This window comes from Streptomyces sp. NPDC023481 (assembly GCF_055560195.1).
In genome coordinates this window covers 39,837-54,081 of the sequence record NZ_JBVHJE010000018.1, presented here as the reverse complement: position 1 = coordinate 54,081, position 14,245 = coordinate 39,837, and the positions used below count along the sequence as shown (strand labels likewise).

15 protein-coding genes are annotated in these 14,245 nt (G+C 73.4%); 4 read left to right on the top strand and 11 right to left on the bottom strand.

Going from position 1 to position 14,245, the window contains the following annotated elements:
* Positions 1–68: 68 nt before the first annotated feature.
* From ACZ3ZD_RS29885 to bioB, 6 genes are all read right to left on the bottom strand, one after another.
* Positions 69–2,648, bottom strand: a complete 2,580-nt coding sequence (locus ACZ3ZD_RS29885; RefSeq protein ID WP_467403924.1) for an ABC transporter permease — start codon at positions 2,646–2,648, stop codon at positions 69–71.
* Between the two features lie 4 nt (positions 2,649–2,652).
* Positions 2,653–3,483, bottom strand: a complete 831-nt coding sequence (locus ACZ3ZD_RS29880) for an ABC transporter ATP-binding protein (protein WP_467403918.1) — start codon at positions 3,481–3,483, stop codon at positions 2,653–2,655.
* 226 nt (positions 3,484–3,709) lie between these two features.
* Positions 3,710–4,402 (bottom strand): class I SAM-dependent methyltransferase, encoded by a 693-nt coding sequence (locus ACZ3ZD_RS29875; protein WP_467403915.1) that lies wholly within the window; start codon positions 4,400–4,402, stop codon positions 3,710–3,712.
* 157 nt (positions 4,403–4,559) lie between these two features.
* Positions 4,560–5,276: a dethiobiotin synthase gene (gene bioD / locus ACZ3ZD_RS29870; protein WP_467403913.1), complete on the bottom strand. Its 717-nt coding sequence runs from the start codon at positions 5,274–5,276 to the stop codon at positions 4,560–4,562.
* A gap of 1 nt (position 5,277) precedes the next feature.
* Positions 5,278–6,558 carry an adenosylmethionine--8-amino-7-oxononanoate transaminase gene (locus tag ACZ3ZD_RS29865; RefSeq protein ID WP_467403911.1) on the bottom strand — a complete coding sequence of 427 codons (1,281 nt, stop codon included), beginning with the start codon at positions 6,556–6,558 and terminating at the stop codon, positions 5,278–5,280.
* Positions 6,551–7,807 (bottom strand): biotin synthase BioB, encoded by a 1,257-nt coding sequence (gene bioB / locus ACZ3ZD_RS29860; protein ID WP_467403907.1) that lies wholly within the window; start codon positions 7,805–7,807, stop codon positions 6,551–6,553. The genes ACZ3ZD_RS29865 and bioB overlap by 8 nt, the downstream gene beginning before the upstream one ends.
* 147 nt (positions 7,808–7,954) lie before the next feature.
* Between bioB and ACZ3ZD_RS29855 the strand changes: the two genes are divergently transcribed.
* Positions 7,955–9,082, top strand: coding sequence for an 8-amino-7-oxononanoate synthase (locus tag ACZ3ZD_RS29855; RefSeq protein ID WP_467403905.1), 1,128 nt, complete (start codon positions 7,955–7,957; stop codon positions 9,080–9,082).
* Positions 9,083–9,139: 57 nt separating this feature from the next.
* Here ACZ3ZD_RS29855 and ACZ3ZD_RS29850 read toward each other — a convergent pair whose 3' ends face one another.
* Positions 9,140–9,361, bottom strand: coding sequence for a DUF397 domain-containing protein (locus ACZ3ZD_RS29850; protein ID WP_467403902.1), 222 nt, complete (start codon positions 9,359–9,361; stop codon positions 9,140–9,142).
* 9 nt (positions 9,362–9,370) lie between these two features.
* Positions 9,371–10,231, bottom strand: a complete 861-nt coding sequence (locus ACZ3ZD_RS29845; RefSeq protein WP_467403900.1) for a helix-turn-helix domain-containing protein — start codon at positions 10,229–10,231, stop codon at positions 9,371–9,373.
* Between the two features lie 213 nt (positions 10,232–10,444).
* Here ACZ3ZD_RS29845 and ACZ3ZD_RS29840 point away from each other — a divergent pair, with 213 nt between their 5' ends.
* Positions 10,445–10,903: an ATP-binding protein gene (locus ACZ3ZD_RS29840; RefSeq protein WP_467403897.1), complete on the top strand. Its 459-nt coding sequence runs from the start codon at positions 10,445–10,447 to the stop codon at positions 10,901–10,903.
* 441 nt (positions 10,904–11,344) lie between these two features.
* Here ACZ3ZD_RS29840 and ACZ3ZD_RS29835 read toward each other — a convergent pair whose 3' ends face one another.
* From ACZ3ZD_RS29835 to ACZ3ZD_RS29825, 3 genes are all read right to left on the bottom strand, one after another.
* Entirely contained in the window at positions 11,345–11,818 is a 474-nt protein-coding gene (locus ACZ3ZD_RS29835; protein ID WP_467403895.1) for a C40 family peptidase, read from the bottom strand.
* Positions 11,819–12,395: 577 nt separating this feature from the next.
* Entirely contained in the window at positions 12,396–12,701 is a 306-nt protein-coding gene (locus ACZ3ZD_RS29830; protein ID WP_467403893.1) for a hypothetical protein, read from the bottom strand.
* A gap of 7 nt (positions 12,702–12,708) precedes the next feature.
* Entirely contained in the window at positions 12,709–13,344 is a 636-nt protein-coding gene (locus tag ACZ3ZD_RS29825) for an ATP-dependent Clp protease proteolytic subunit (protein ID WP_467403890.1), read from the bottom strand.
* Positions 13,345–13,430: 86 nt separating this feature from the next.
* Between ACZ3ZD_RS29825 and ACZ3ZD_RS29820 the strand changes: the two genes are divergently transcribed.
* Together ACZ3ZD_RS29820 and ACZ3ZD_RS29815 are read left to right on the top strand one after the other, a co-directional pair.
* Positions 13,431–13,709: a type II toxin-antitoxin system Phd/YefM family antitoxin gene (locus tag ACZ3ZD_RS29820; RefSeq protein WP_467403888.1), complete on the top strand. Its 279-nt coding sequence runs from the start codon at positions 13,431–13,433 to the stop codon at positions 13,707–13,709.
* Positions 13,710–13,935: 226 nt separating this feature from the next.
* Positions 13,936–14,238, top strand: a complete 303-nt coding sequence (locus tag ACZ3ZD_RS29815; protein ID WP_030339960.1) for an urease subunit gamma — start codon at positions 13,936–13,938, stop codon at positions 14,236–14,238.
* The last annotated feature ends 7 nt before the right edge of the window (positions 14,239–14,245 follow it).

Below are 14,245 nucleotides of genomic sequence, written 5' to 3'. Positions count from 1 at the left end.
CGCGACGGCACAGGGCGCGCCGGATCCGACTCCCTCACGTCCGCGCCGCCCCGATCGGCGGGGCGCGTTCACTCGTGGGCGATCGCCGCCAGCACGTTCATCCGGGACGCCCGCAGCGCCGGCAGCAGGGCCGCCACCACACCCACCACCGCCGAGCCGACCACCACGGCGACGATCGTGCCCCAGGGGATCGCGAGCGCCGTGAGACCGCGCAGCGCCAGCACCCGCTGCATGCACACCCCCCACACCAGGCCCAGGCCCAGCCCCAGGACCGCCCCGAACACCGCGATCACCACCGACTCCAGCCGGATCATCCGGCGCAACTGCCGCCGTCCCAGCCCGATCGCCCGCAGCAGCCCGATCTCCCGGGTCCGCTCCACCACCGACAGGGCGAGGGTGTTGACCACACCGAGGACGGCGATGACGATGGCCAGCCCGAGCAGCGCGTACACCAGGTACAGCAGCACGGCGATCTGGTCGTGGATTAGGTCCTTGTAGTCGGCCTGGTCGCGCACCTGGACCTGCGGGAAGGGCCGCAGCGCCGCCTCCAGGCGGGGCCGCAGCCGTGCCGGGCCGGTGCCGGGGGCCGCGTTGACGTAGAGGGCCGCGTCCTGCCCGTTCGGCACGTACCTCTCCAGGGTCGCCAGGCCCAGGAAGAGGCCGCCCTGGTTGCCGAAGCCGTCGGCCGTCTCCTGGTCGGTCAGCGCCCCGACGGTCAGCTCCGTCCGGCGCCCGCCCGGGAACTCGACCGGCAACGCGCTGCCGACCCGTACGCCGTGGTCCCGCGCGTAGCCGGCGTCCAGGGCGAGGTGCCCGTCGGCCAGGGCGGCCGCCGAGCCGCCCCGCGCGTACGTGATGTGCGCGACCTCGTCGAGCCGCGGGTCGTATCCGGCGGCCGACGTCGTCACCCGCCGGCCGTCCGGCAGGCGTACGACGAGGGGAGTGATCCGCTGCCGTACGACGAGCCCGACCCCGGGCGTCGCGGCCACCCGGTCCGCGATCTGCCCTGTGAACGGCAGGAAGCCGGCGTTCTGGACGACGAAGTCGGCGCCCAGCGTGCGGTCGATCTGCCGGTCGAACGACGCGGACATCGAGGCGCTCGCCACCGACATCCCGCCCACCAGGGCCAGGCCCACCATCAGCGCGGCGGCCGTGGCACCGGTCCGGCGCGGATTGCGCAACGCGTTGCGCCGGCTCATCCGGCCGACCGCACCGAACAGCGCGGGGAAGGCCGCGCCCAGCACCCGGATCACCGGCCGCACCAGCAGCGGGCCGGCCACCACGGTCGCGATCAGCGTCAGCACGACACCGACACCCAGCAGCGTCGCGGCCTGCGCGGTCCGCGTCGCCGTGGCGCACCCGGCCAGCGCCGCCGCGCCGACCGCCCCGACCACCGCGCCGGCGACCGCCCGCACCCGCAACGGCCGGTCCGCACCGCCGACTTCACCACCCCCGTCACCGGCGAGCGCCGCCATCGGCGACACGCCCGCCGCGCGCCGCGCGGGCAGGTAGGCGGCCACGAAGGTCACGCCGAGGCCGACCACATAGGCCGCCACCGGCGTCCCCCAGCCGATCACCATCTCCGTGGCGCGCAGGTTCATCCCGAACGCGCTCATCAGCCGGATCAGCCCGAACGCCAGCCCGATCCCGGCGCCCAGCCCGAGCGTCGAGCCGACCAGTCCCAGCAGCAGCGCCTCGGTGAGCACCGAGCGCCGCACCTGGCGGCGGTCCGCGCCCAGCGCCCGCAGCAGACCCAGTTCCCGGGTGCGCTGGGCGATCAGCATGGAGAAGGTGTTGACGATCAGGAACACGCCGACCAGCAGGGCGACACCGGCGAAACCCAGCATCACGTACTTCACCACGTCGAGGAAGGACCCGAGCGCGGCCGCGGCCGACTTGGCCTGCTCCCCGGCGGTCTTCAGGTCGTACGTGCCGGTGCCGACCGCCGCGCCGACCCGGCGCTTGAGTTCCGCGTCGGACACGCCCGGTGCCGCGTCCACCGCGATGCCGGTCGCCCGCGCGGACGAGCCGAGCAGTTCCCGGCCGGCCACCGCCGGGTCGACGTACAGCAGGGCCGCGCCCGGATTGGTCGTGGTGAAACCCGCGATGCCGACGACCCGGACCCGGAAGGTGCCCGGCTGCGCCTGCACGGTCAGCGTGTCACCGATCCGCACGTGCCTCCTGCCGGCCGTGTCCGCGTCCAGCAGGGCCTCGCCGGGCCCGCGCGGCGCGTGGCCGGAGGTCAGCCGCACCGGGCTGCGGCCGGTGGCGTACCAGGCGGCGGCGACGGTGGGGGCGCCGGTGGTCGGGCCGACGGAACGGTTGCGGCGGTCGACCACCACCACGTTCTGCACCGACACCTGCGCGCGGGCCGCCGCCACCCCGTCGACCCGGGCCACCCGGTCCCGCAGGGCGGCCGGCACGGTCTGCACCGCGCCGCTGGCCCGCGCGGCCGACCGGAGGTCCTGCCGGGGCTGGACCGTCACATCGGCGGCGGTGGAGGCGAACAGCCGGTCGAAGGTGCGGGTGACGGTGTCGGAGAAGATCAGGCTGCCCGCGACGAACGCCACGGACAACACCACGGCCAGCGCGGACAGCGCCAGCCGGCCCTTGTGCGCCAGGAAACTCCGTAGGGTCGCCTTGAGCACCGCCTCACCCCTCCCCGGTGGAGCGGCCGTCGCCGGCCGCGCCCCGGGCCGCGTCGGCCTCGGGGCCCGGCGGCCGTCCCCCGGGGAGGACCCGCATGCGCTCCAGTACGGCCTCGGCCGTCGGCTCGGGCATCCCGTCCACGATCCACCCGTCGGCGAGGAAGAGGACCAGATCGGAGTGGGCGGCGGCACCGGGGTCGTGCGTCACCATGACGACGGTCTGCCCGAGGTCGTCCACGGCAGCGCGCAGAAAGCCCAGCACCTCGAGTCCGGCCCGCGAGTCCAGGTTGCCGGTCGGCTCGTCGGCGAAGATCAGCTCCGGCCGGGAGGCCAGCGCCCGCGCGCACGCGACCCGCTGCTGCTGGCCGCCGGAGAGCTGGGCCGGCCGGTGCGTGAGGCGGTCCCGCAGCCCGAGCCGGTCGACGACCTGGTCCAGCCACCGCGGGTCCGGCCTGCGGCCCGCGATGTCCATCGGCAGGGTGATGTTCTCGGCCGCGGTCAGCGTCGGGACGAGGTTGAACGACTGGAACACGAACCCGATCCGGTCCCGCCGCAGCCGGGTCAGCTCCCGCTCCCGCAGCCCGGTGATCTCGGTGCCGCCGATCCAGACCCGGCCGGCGGACACGGTGTCCAGGCCCGCGAGGCAGTGCATCAGCGTGGACTTCCCGGACCCCGAGGGGCCCATCACGGCGGTGAACCCGCCCCGCGCGATGTCCACGTCCACCGCGTCGAGGGCGAGCACGGCCGCCTCTCCGGAGCCGTACGCCTTGCTCAGCCCCCGGGCCCGGGCCGCGACCCCGCCGTCCGGTACGTGCTGCCCAGCAGGTGTCGACAAGCCCGCCTCCCGATCACCGAAACGCCACCACGAACGAGCGTACGGCTCCCTGGGACCGGGGGCGGGGGAGTCGGCCGGGTCGGTTCCGGTGGGCGGGCGGCTTCGTCCGTCCCGGGGAGCTCGGCCTGTTCCGGCCCGCGGGCGTGCGGCTCCGCCGGCTCCCGCCACCCCGGGTCGGCGTACGCCACCCGTTCGTCCGCGTGGGCGCACGGCGCCGCCCCCGGCGTCAGTGGGCGTCCGGTTCGGGCGGGCGCCAGGCGACGCCGAGGGAGCAGTACGACGTCGGCAGCGTCGGTCCCTTCTCCGGCAACAGCACCCGCCGGTGCGGGCCGAGGTGGAACCCGGCGGCGCGCAGCGCGGCGAGCGGCTCCCGGGACAGGTGGCAGCCGCCGTTCAGGACCGGCCACAGGGTGCGGTCCAGGGTCTGCTGGGTCAGCGTCATCGCCCGTCCGCCGCCCCGCCCGTGCTCGAAGAACCGCACCTCGCCGCCGGGCCGGAGCACCCGCCGTACCTCGCCGAGCGCCCGCTCGACATCCCGCACACTGCACAGCACCAGCGACAGCACGGCCGCGTCGAAGGCCTCGCTCTTGACCGGAAGGGCCTCCGCCGCGCCCGGTACCACGTCGACCGGCACCTCGGCGCGCAGCGCGGCCTCCAGCGCCAGCTGCCTGAGCCGGGGCTCCGGTTCGATCGCGACGACCTCCGCGACCGTGCCGGGGTAGTGGTGGAAGTTCAGCCCGTTGCCCGCGCCGATCTCGACGACCCGCCCGGACAGCCCGGCGAGCAGCCGCTCGCGCACCCCGGCCATCCCGAGCCGGGACTCCGCGCCCACGCTGATCCGGGCGTAGTAGCGGGCGAACACCGGATGGTGGACGGGACTGCGCGCGACCCGGCCGGAACGGGTGGACAGCAGCCGCATGGCAACCTCCCTGGACAGCACGGTCCTGAAAGGAGTCTCCCCCGGCACACGCCCGCCCACCCCCACGGAACGACTCCCGCAGGCGACCGCGTCCGCCGGACCGGGCCGCCGCTACGGCGCCTGCCGCGCAGCGGGCCGGCCCGGCGCGGCCGAACCGCTACCGCGCCTCCCGTGCCCGGAACGCCTCCGCGTCCCAAACGCCGTCCAGGCGGGGGGCCAGCCAGGTGGGGGCCGCGCCGCGGAAGGCCGTGGGGGTGAGGGAGCCGGCGCCGGCGGGGAGTGCGCCCAGGAGGGGGGCGTCGGCGACCTCCGGGAGGTCGGCCACGTTGCAGCGGGTGGCCAGGTCGGGGGCGTCGGGCCAGCTGCCGATCACCACCCCGGCGAACTCCAGCTCGCGGCGCCGCAGTTCGCGTGCGGTCAGTTCCGTGGCGTTGAGCGTGCCGAGCCCGGCCTGCACGACGACCAGCACCGGCGCGTTCAGCAGCCGGGCCGTGTCGGCCAGCGTCCCGCCCGCCGCGTCGAACCGGACGAGCAGCCCGCCGGCCCCCTCCACCAGCACCAGATCGTGCTCGGTGGCCAGCTTGGCGGCCCGCTCGGCCACCTCGTGCGGGTGCACCGGCGCCATCCCGGCCCGCCGGGCCGCCGTACCAGGCGCCAACGGCTCCGGGAACCGCGCGAGTTCGGTGGCCGTCACCGGACCGGCGAGCCGCGCGACCTCGTCGGCGTCCCCGCGTTCGTCCGGCCGTACACCCGTCTGGGCCGCCTTCAGCACGGCCACCGAACGGCCGGCCGCGAGCGCCACGGCGGCGACGGCGGCCGTGGTGACGGTCTTGCCGACCTCCGTGCCCGTCCCCGTGATCACCAGTACCGGCATGTCAACCCTCCTGTGTCGCGGCGCACACCGCGCGCGCGATCCGTGCCACGTCCTCGTCCGAGGTGACGTACGGCGGCATCGTGTAGATCAGGTCCCGGAACGGGCGCAGCCACACGCCCGCCCGTACGGCGGCGTCGGTCGCGGCCTTCATGTCCACCGCGTGGTCGAGCTGGACCACCCCGATGGCCCCGAGGACGCGGACATCGCGCACCCCGGGCAGGTCGCGTGCCGGCGCCAGACCCTCCCGCAGGCCCGCCTCGATCCGCTTGACCTCGGACAGCCAGTCCTGCCCCAGCAGCAGCTCGACGGAGGCGCAGGCCACGGCCGCCGCCAGCGGGTTGCCCATGAACGTGGGCCCGTGCGCGAGCACCGGCACCTCGCCCCGCGAGATGCCGTCGGCCACCCGCGCGGTGCACAAGGTGGCCGCCATCGTCAGATAGCCGCCGGTCAGCGCCTTGCCCACGCACATCACATCCGGGCTGACGGCCGCGTGCTCCGCCGCGAACAGCGCGCCGGTGCGGCCGAAGCCGGTGGCGATCTCGTCGAACACGAGCAGCACGTCGTGCGCGTCGCACGCCTGGCGCAGCACCCGCAGATAGCCGGGGGAGTGGAAGCGCATGCCGCCGGCGCCCTGCACCACCGGCTCCACGATCACCGCGGCCAGCTCGTCCGCGTGCCGTCCGACCATCTCGCGCAGATGCTCCGCGTACGACTCCTCGTACGCGGTCGGCGGCGCGTCCGCGAACACCTGGCGCGGCAGCACACCGCTCCACAGCTCGTGCATCCCGCCCTCCGGGTCGCACACCGACATGGGGTTCCAGGTGTCCCCGTGGTAGCCGCCGCGCCAGGTCAGCAGCCGCCGCTTGCCCGGCCGGCCGAGCGAACGCCAGTACTGCAGGCACATCTTCAGCGCCACCTCGACGGACACCGACCCCGAGTCGGCCAGGAACACGTGCTCCAGCCCCTCTGGCGACATGTCGACAAGGTGTTTCGCGAGCCGGACGGCGGGCTCGTGCGTGAGCCCGCCGAACATGACATGGCTCATCCGGCCCAACTGCGCGCGCACGGCCTCGTCGAGGACCGGGTGGCGGTAGCCGTGGATGGCCGACCACCACGACGACATGCCGTCGACCAGTTCGCCGGAGCCGTCGGCCAGCCGCAGCCGGACCCCGCTCGCCGCCTCCACGACGAGCGGTTCCACGCGCCCGGGCATCGGACCGTACGGATGCCACACATGCCGCCGGTCCAGCTCCAGCAGTTCCGGCACGGCGAGGTCAGGCATTGGGCGCGAGGTCCGTTCCGGCGCCTCGGCGGCGGACCGCTACCAGATCCGTGCGCGGCTCGGCGGCCGCCGCGACAGCAGTCGTACCGGCAGCGGCCGTACCGTCAGCCGGCGTAGCGGCCGCAGCCGTGCCGGCAGCCGCCGTACCGCACACGCCGCCACCCGCGTGCGACCCGCAGCCGGCGCCGGCCTCGTGCGACCCGCAGCCCGCCTCCGCGTGCGACCCGCAGCCGCCGACGGCCGCCGCCCGGTGCTCCGGCAGCGTCACCTGGTCGGCGCCCTCCACCTCGAAGCCGGCGTCCGCGATCATCTCCAGGTCGGCCTTGCCGGCTTGGCCCTCGCTCGTCAGGTAGTCGCCGAGGAAGACGGAGTTCGCCAGGTGCAGCGCCAGCGGCTGCATCGAGCGCAGGTGGACCTCGCGGCCGCCCGCGATGCGGACCTCCACGTCCGGGCAGACGAACCGGACCATCGCCAGGATCCGCAGGCAGCGCTGCGGGGTGAGGTTCCATTCCTTGGCCAGCGGGGTGCCCTCGAACGGGATCAGGAAGTTCACCGGCACCGAGTCCGGGTCCAGCGCCCGCAGCGAGAACACCACGTCGACCAGGTCCTCGTCGGTCTCGCCCATGCCCGCGATCAGACCCGAACACGCGGACAGGCCGGCCGCGTGCGCCTTCTGTACGGTGTCCACCCGGTCGGCGTACGTGTGGGTGGTCGTGATGTCCCCGTACGTCCCCTCGGACGTGTTGAGGTTGTGGTTGTAGGCGTCCGCGCCGGCCTCGCGCAGCCGTTCGGCCTGGCCGTCGGAGAGCAGGCCGAGACAGGCGCACACCTCGACGCCCTCGTTCTGCTCCTTGATGGCCTTGATGGTCTGCGAGACCCGGTCCACGTCCCGGTCCGTCGGGCCGCGCCCGCTGGCCACCAGACAGACCCGCTTGGCGCCGCCCGCGAGGCCCGCCGCGGCGGCCTGGGAGGCCTCGTCCGGCTTGAGCCAGGTGTACTTCAGGATGTCGGCCTTGGAGCCGAGCCGCTGGGAGCAGTACGAGCAGTCCTCGGGGCACAGGCCCGACTTGAGGTTGACCAGATAGTTGAGTTTCACCCGGCGCCCGAACCAGTGCCGGCGCACCTTGCCGGCCGCGGCCACCACGTCGAGCAGGTCGTCATCGGAGGTGGCCAGCACGGCGAGTGCTTCCTCGCGGGTCGGCAGCTCGCGCCGAAGCCCCTTGTCCACCAGCGTGTTCAGCAGGTCCATGAGCCCTGATCCTGTCCTACGGGACCGCCCCGGGCCAAGGAGACTTCGCACAACAGAGCCGGTTCACCGTGTGGGTATTGCCACACCCTGGGTGGCAGGTCGTACCGCTAGGGTCTGTCCGCTACCTACAAAAGCACCGGAGGACCCATGGTGTTCGGCTGGATCGACGAGCAGGCCGAGGCGCGCCGCCGCGCCGGACTCGTGCGCACCCTGCGCCCGCGCCCCGCCGGCTCGCCGCTGCTGGACCTGGCGAGCAACGACTACCTGGGCCTGACCCGCCATCCGGAGGTCACCGAGGGCGCGGCCGCGGCCGCCCGGACCTGGGGCGGCGGCGCCACCGGTTCCCGGCTGGTCACCGGCACCACCGGGCTGCACACGGAGCTGGAGCGCGCGCTCGCCGGCTTCTGCGGCTTCGAGGCGGCCCTGGTGTTCTCCTCCGGATACGCCGCCAACCTGGCCGCGGTCACCGCGCTCGGCCCGTACGGCTCGCTGATCGTCTCCGACGCGGGCAACCACGCCTCGCTCATCGACGGCTGCCGGCTCGCCCGGGGCGAACGGCAGGTCGTCGGCCACGCCGATCCCGAGGCCGTGCGCAAGGCCCTGGCGGCGCACGAGGGTCCGGCGATCGTCGTGTCCGACACGGTGTTCTCCGTCGACGGGGACCGGGCCCCGCTGGCCGGGCTGGCCGCGGCCTGCCGGGAGCACGGCGCGGGACTGGTCGTGGACGACGCGCACGGACTGGGCGTCCTGGGCGAGGGCGGCCGGGGCGCGCCGTACGCGGCGGGGCTGGCCGGGGCCGAGGACGTGGTCGTCACGGCCACCCTGTCCAAGTCGCTGGGCAGTCAGGGCGGCGTGGTGCTGGGCCCGGCCCGGGTGATCGACCACCTGGTCAACGCGGCCCGGACGTTCATCTTCGACACGGGTCTCGCCCCGGCGGCGGCCGGTGCCGCGCTGGCGGCGCTGCGGCTGCTGGAGCGCGAGCCCGGCCGGGCGGCGCGGGCCCGCGAGGTGGCCGCGGAGCTGCACGCACGGCTGACCACCGCGGGCCTGGACGCGGTGCGTCCGGACGCCGCGGTGGTCTCCGTACGGGCCCCGTCCCCGGAGCAGGCGGTTCGCTGGGCGGCCGACTGCCGTACGGCGGGCCTGGCCGTGGGCTGTTTCCGCCCTCCCTCCGTGCCCGACGGCATCTCCCGGCTGCGGCTGACCGCCCGCGCGGACCTCTCCGGGGCGGAGATCGAACGCGCTGTACGAGTCATCGGCGAAACGCGACCATGAGTCGGCGTGACACGGCCGTGCGTCGCCCGAGAGCGGTCAGAGATTGATCGATTTTGATCAGACTGCGGTCAGGAAGCCCGTCCAGCTCGCGGGGGAGAAGAGCAGGGCGGGACCGGCCGGCTGCTTCGAGTCGCGCACGGCGAGCAGTCCGGCCGCGCGGCCGGAGCGCGGCCGTGCCGTCTCCACGCAGTTGTTGGCTCCCGTGCTGTAGCTGCTGCGCAGCCAGCGCACGTCGTGCAGGTCGGTACTGGCAGGGACGTTCCGAGGCAGAGCTGACATGGTGCCTCCTTACGCGCCGTCACCTATCCCGGCGATGTAGTCCAACGATTCCTCGGGGGAAAGGGCGTGGAACTGAAGGGTGTCGAAGGCCTCGGAGTAGGCCATCAGGTCTTCTTTCCGTTCCAGATAGAGGCTACTCGTCAACTGGTCTAGAACAACCACGTCCAGATCAGAAGTGCGCGGAAATGAGAAGATAACGAAAGGGCCGGTGAGGCCGATATGCGCTCCCGCGGCGAACGGCAGGACCTGCAGCCGCACCTGGGGCAGCCGCGCCGCCTCCGTCAGCCGCTCCAGCTGCCGGGCCATCACCTCCGGACCGCCCACCTCGCGGCGCAGCACCGCCTCGTCCAGTACGGCGCTCAGCACCAGCGGCGGGTCCGCTCGGAGCACGTCCTGCCTGGCCAGACGCACCTCCACCAGCGTGTCCAGGCGCTCCTCGTCCAGGTCCTTCACGGCCGCCCGGGTCACCGCGCGGGCGTACTCGGCGGTCTGCAGCAGGCCGGGCACGACCGTGGTCTCCAGGGTGCGCATGGCGCCGGCCTGCGACTCCAGACTGATGAAATCGCGGTATGTGGGCGGCAGCACCCCGCGGTAGGCGTGCCACCAGCGGTGCCGGCCGCCCGCGTCCTCCGACCCCGCCAGCATCAGCAGCAACTCGCGCAGCTGTCTGTCCCGCACCCCGTAGGCGTCCAGCAGTAACCGCAGATCGGCCGGTTTCACCCCGCTGGCACCGGTCTCGATGCGGCTCACCTTGGACTGGTGCCAGCCCACCAGCCGGGCCGCGTCGCCGCTCGTGAGTCCGGCGCCGGTACGCAGCGTGCGCAGTTCGGCGCCCAGTTTGCGGCGCCGCACCGCCGGACCGTTCTGCATGGGCTTCTCCCTACTCCTTCCGGGCCACCCGAATACGGTCTCGCGTCGCAGAGTTCACCGCTTCGGGCGACAGATATATGCATATCTTGGTGGATCGCACCGCGTGCCCGAGCCGTTGATGGCAGTCTGGCGAACAAGCACCAGTCCGGGACCGTACTCGAACCCCCCGCCGTCTGTCGGACCGCGGTCCCGTGGGAAAGGGACGACGTCGCCATGGCAGACCACCTGGAAGCATCCGTCACTCTGCCGAGCGATCCCGCCTCGGTCGCCGCCGCCCGCTCCTACGTCGTGGGCACCCTGGCGGAGTGGGGCCTGCCGGCGGACACCGACACGGCCGACACCGTCCGGCTCATCGTCTCCGAACTCGCCACGAACGCCGTACAGCACACCTTCGGCCAGTCACCCACCTTCACGGTCGACATCGCGCTGCACCATGACGAACACCTGCGCATCGGCGTCACGGACAGCCACCCCCGCTTCCCGAAGAGACTGCCCGCCGCCGTCCAGCAGGACAACGGGCGTGGCATGGTCATCATCCGGTGTCTCACCGCCGAGTGCGGCGGCCGGCTCCGCATCCGCCCCACCCGCGAAGGTGGCAAGACGGTCTCCATCGAACTCCCCTGGGCGATCCCGCCCGCACCGGTCCCGGCGGCGGGCCGACAGGAGCCGTAACCCTCGCGACGCACCACGCCGCCCCACCGAACAGGTGGCGCACGGCAGCTTCCCCGAGGCGTCGGACCACGTCGGAAACCTGTGGCCCTGCGGACGACGGGCCCGAGGACCGGCACCGGCGACAGCCGAGAGGGGGCGCTCCGGCTGCTGGGCGGCGCCTGTGGTGCCGCACCCGGGCGTGCCTGCCCTGTGGGCGCTACGGCGGTCAGCCCCGGCCGTCGAGGGGACCGTGGCCGAGGTCGCCCATCCGCTTCGGCAGGCGTGCGTCACGCTGCGCGCCGGCGCTCACCTGGTTCCGGCCGGTCGGCCTGCTGGTGGAGTGGCTCGGCGGGGAGCTGCGTCGGCCCCGGGCCGCCCGTGGTCTCCAGGCGGCCACCGGGGCGGCGCTGACGGCGCTCGGAGCGGCCCTGCTGCTGGAGCCGCTCCCGGCCTGAGGACGGGTCAGCCGACCCGGCCGTACCAGACGCTCTTCGTCCAGATCTTCTGGAGCCTCACCACGTCCCCGGTCCTCGGGGCGTGCCAGATCTTCCCGTGGCCGGCGTAGATGCCGACGTGGTAGACGCTGGAACCCGAGTGGAAGAAGACCAGGTCGCCCGCCCTGCGGCTGCGGGCGGAGATGTGGTGCGTCTTGTTGTACTGCTGGGCGGCGGTGCGCGGCAGCTTCTTGCCGGCCTTCTTGAACGAGTAGAGCGTCAGCCCCGAGCAGTCGAACCTGCGCGGCCCGGTCGCTCCCCACGCGTAGGGGGCGCCCTTCTTGGACGCCGCGATCTGGAGCGCCTTCGTCGCCAGGGTCGCGGCGGAGGCGTCGGTGGCGAGGCCGGGCACCGCGATCGAGCCGCCCACGGCGGCGAGGGTGAGAGCCGAGGCCGTGCCGGCCCGGGCCATCAGCGACGGGACACGATTGAGCGCAGTCATGCGCAACCCTTCGTCAGCCGCCTGTGAAGGATGACCTGTCGGATTCGGGCTGGCGAAGTTGCCCGGCCGCGTTGCCGCGGCTTCACCCCAAGGGCTGCTCGGAGCCTGACACCCGTCCGTGTCGAACAGACGTGCATCCGGTCCGGCGACCCGTCTTGCTTGGGTCCTCCACTCCTGCCGATCCACTCCTGTCGACCGGTCATCCGGGCGGCGGCAGGACTCGGCGTCCGCCCGGACCGCCCCGCCGCGGTGGCGGGGGCTTGTCGTCAGACAGGGATCTTGACTCACGACTGTCCGAAAATCCCAACGGAAGCGGGTGTTTGTGGGGTTACTCACCACTCAGCCGTTCGGGTGGACACTGCTCCGCCCGAGTCCCCGTCAAGTCCCGGGCGTAGCCCGCGACCTGGGCCGAAGCCCCTCCCGGCGACCCATGGACCCGCGCACCGCGCAACTCGGGAGGCCCGGAAACCGCTCCGGATATACACCGGTCGGCGGTACGTCGTTCGGGCCGTTTCCTGTCCCGTCGGCGCGGCGCGCGTCGACGCCCGGGACCCGCGGGGCCGGACGGGCGTCCGCCTCAGCCGACGCCGTCCGGCGGGAGCGCGACGCGAGCGGCCCGGCGCTCACCGTCCAGCACCCGCAGCGCCCGTGCCAGCGTGTCCCCGTGCAGCTCCGTCTCGCCCCGCCGGTGCATCAGCGCGAGCGCGTCCCGCAGCTCCGCCGCCTTGCGCACCAGGGCCTGGGCCGCACGCAGCCCGCGGTAGGTGTCCCCTGGGCGGGCCGGGTTGACGCGGCCCAGCAGGTCGACCGCCTCCAGGTAGCAGTCGATCAACTCGCCCTCGGCGCGGGTCAGCGCGGGCAGCGGCGGAAGGTCCGGCAGCACGGGCGGCTCACCTCTCGTCCGGTGCGCCGTGCGTGCCCCGGCGGCCGGGCACGATGCCGTCCACCAGACCGTAGGCGACGGCTCCGGTGGCGTCCAGGATCAGGTCACGATCGAGATCCTCGTGGACCTGTCCGGCCGTGCGCCCTGTGTGCTCGACGAGCATCCGCTCCAGGGTCGCGCGGGTGCGGGCCATCTCCTCGGCCTGGACGAACAGGTCGCTGGGCCGGCCGCGCACCGGTTCGGGCAGCCCGGGCTGTTCGAGCACCACGCGGGCGCCCGGCAGCGCGAACCGCTTGCCGGGGGCGCCGGCCGCGAGCAGCACCGCGGCGCAGCCGCCGGCCTGGCCCAGGCAGTAGGTCGTCACGTCGCAACCGACGTACCGCATCGTGTCGTAGACGGCCGTCATGGCCTCGAAGGAGCCGCCCGGCGAGTTCACGTACAGCGTGATGTCCCGGTCCGGGGCCGCGTGTTCGAGGTACATCAGCTGCGCGGTCACATCGCTCGCCGCCGCGTTGTCGACGGGCGTACCGAGGAAGACGATCCGGTCCTCGAAGAGCCTCGCGTACGGGTCGAGCGTGCGGACGGTGCTCCCGGTGCGCTCGCTGAACTCGGGCAGCACATGGCGGGCGGCGGGTCGGTGCATGGACATACCCCTCCTCATGACGAGGCCCCGTAGGCCTCGGCTTCTGTAAAAAATGTACAGGACGTACGTCACGTTATGATGGAGGCATGGCCTACGAGATTCCGGTGACGCAAGCCAGGGCTGAGCTCGCCGACCTGATCAACCGCGTCGTGTACGGCGGTGAGCGCGTCGTCGTGACCCGGCACGGCAAGCCGCTGGTGGCGTTGGTCTCGGCCGCCGACCTGGAACGGCTCGACGCGCTGGACGAGCCGGCCGAGGAGCAGGTCGTCAGCTCGGTGTCCCGGGTCCACGAGGCCGATTCCGTACGCCACGACCAGCGGCGCTTCGGCATCGCGGCGGAGCACCGGGGGCCCGGCGCGCCCTGAGCCGCCCGCCTCTGCGGAAGCCCATCGACCGGTCATGCGTCACCCAAGGTCTGGTTAACGTCGTTGAAACTCCGGCGTTCTAGCCTGCCGATCCACGCCACCAGGGGTTTTTCTGCCCGGATTGACGATGATCCGGGGATTTGTCTGTGTGTTACACCTGTCCCCGTCGCGGTGGCTGCGGCAACCGGACCCCGCACGGTCCGGAGCAAGGACGGTGAGGTGGGACGTGCAACTGACCCCGCACGAGCAGGAGAGGCTGCTCATCCACGTGGCGGCCGACGTGGCCGAGAAGCGCAGGGCCCGTGGGCTCAGGCTCAATCACCCCGAAGCGGTCGCCCTGATCACGTCGCACATCCTGGAGGGCGCGCGTGACGGCCGTACCGTCGCCGAACTGATGTCCTCCGGCCGCAAGATCCTGACCAGGGACGACGTCATGGACGGCGTCCCGGAGATGATCCACGACGTGCAGGTGGAGGCGACCTTCCCGGACGGCACCAAGCTCGTCACCGTCCACGAGCCGATCATCTGAGGGGGCC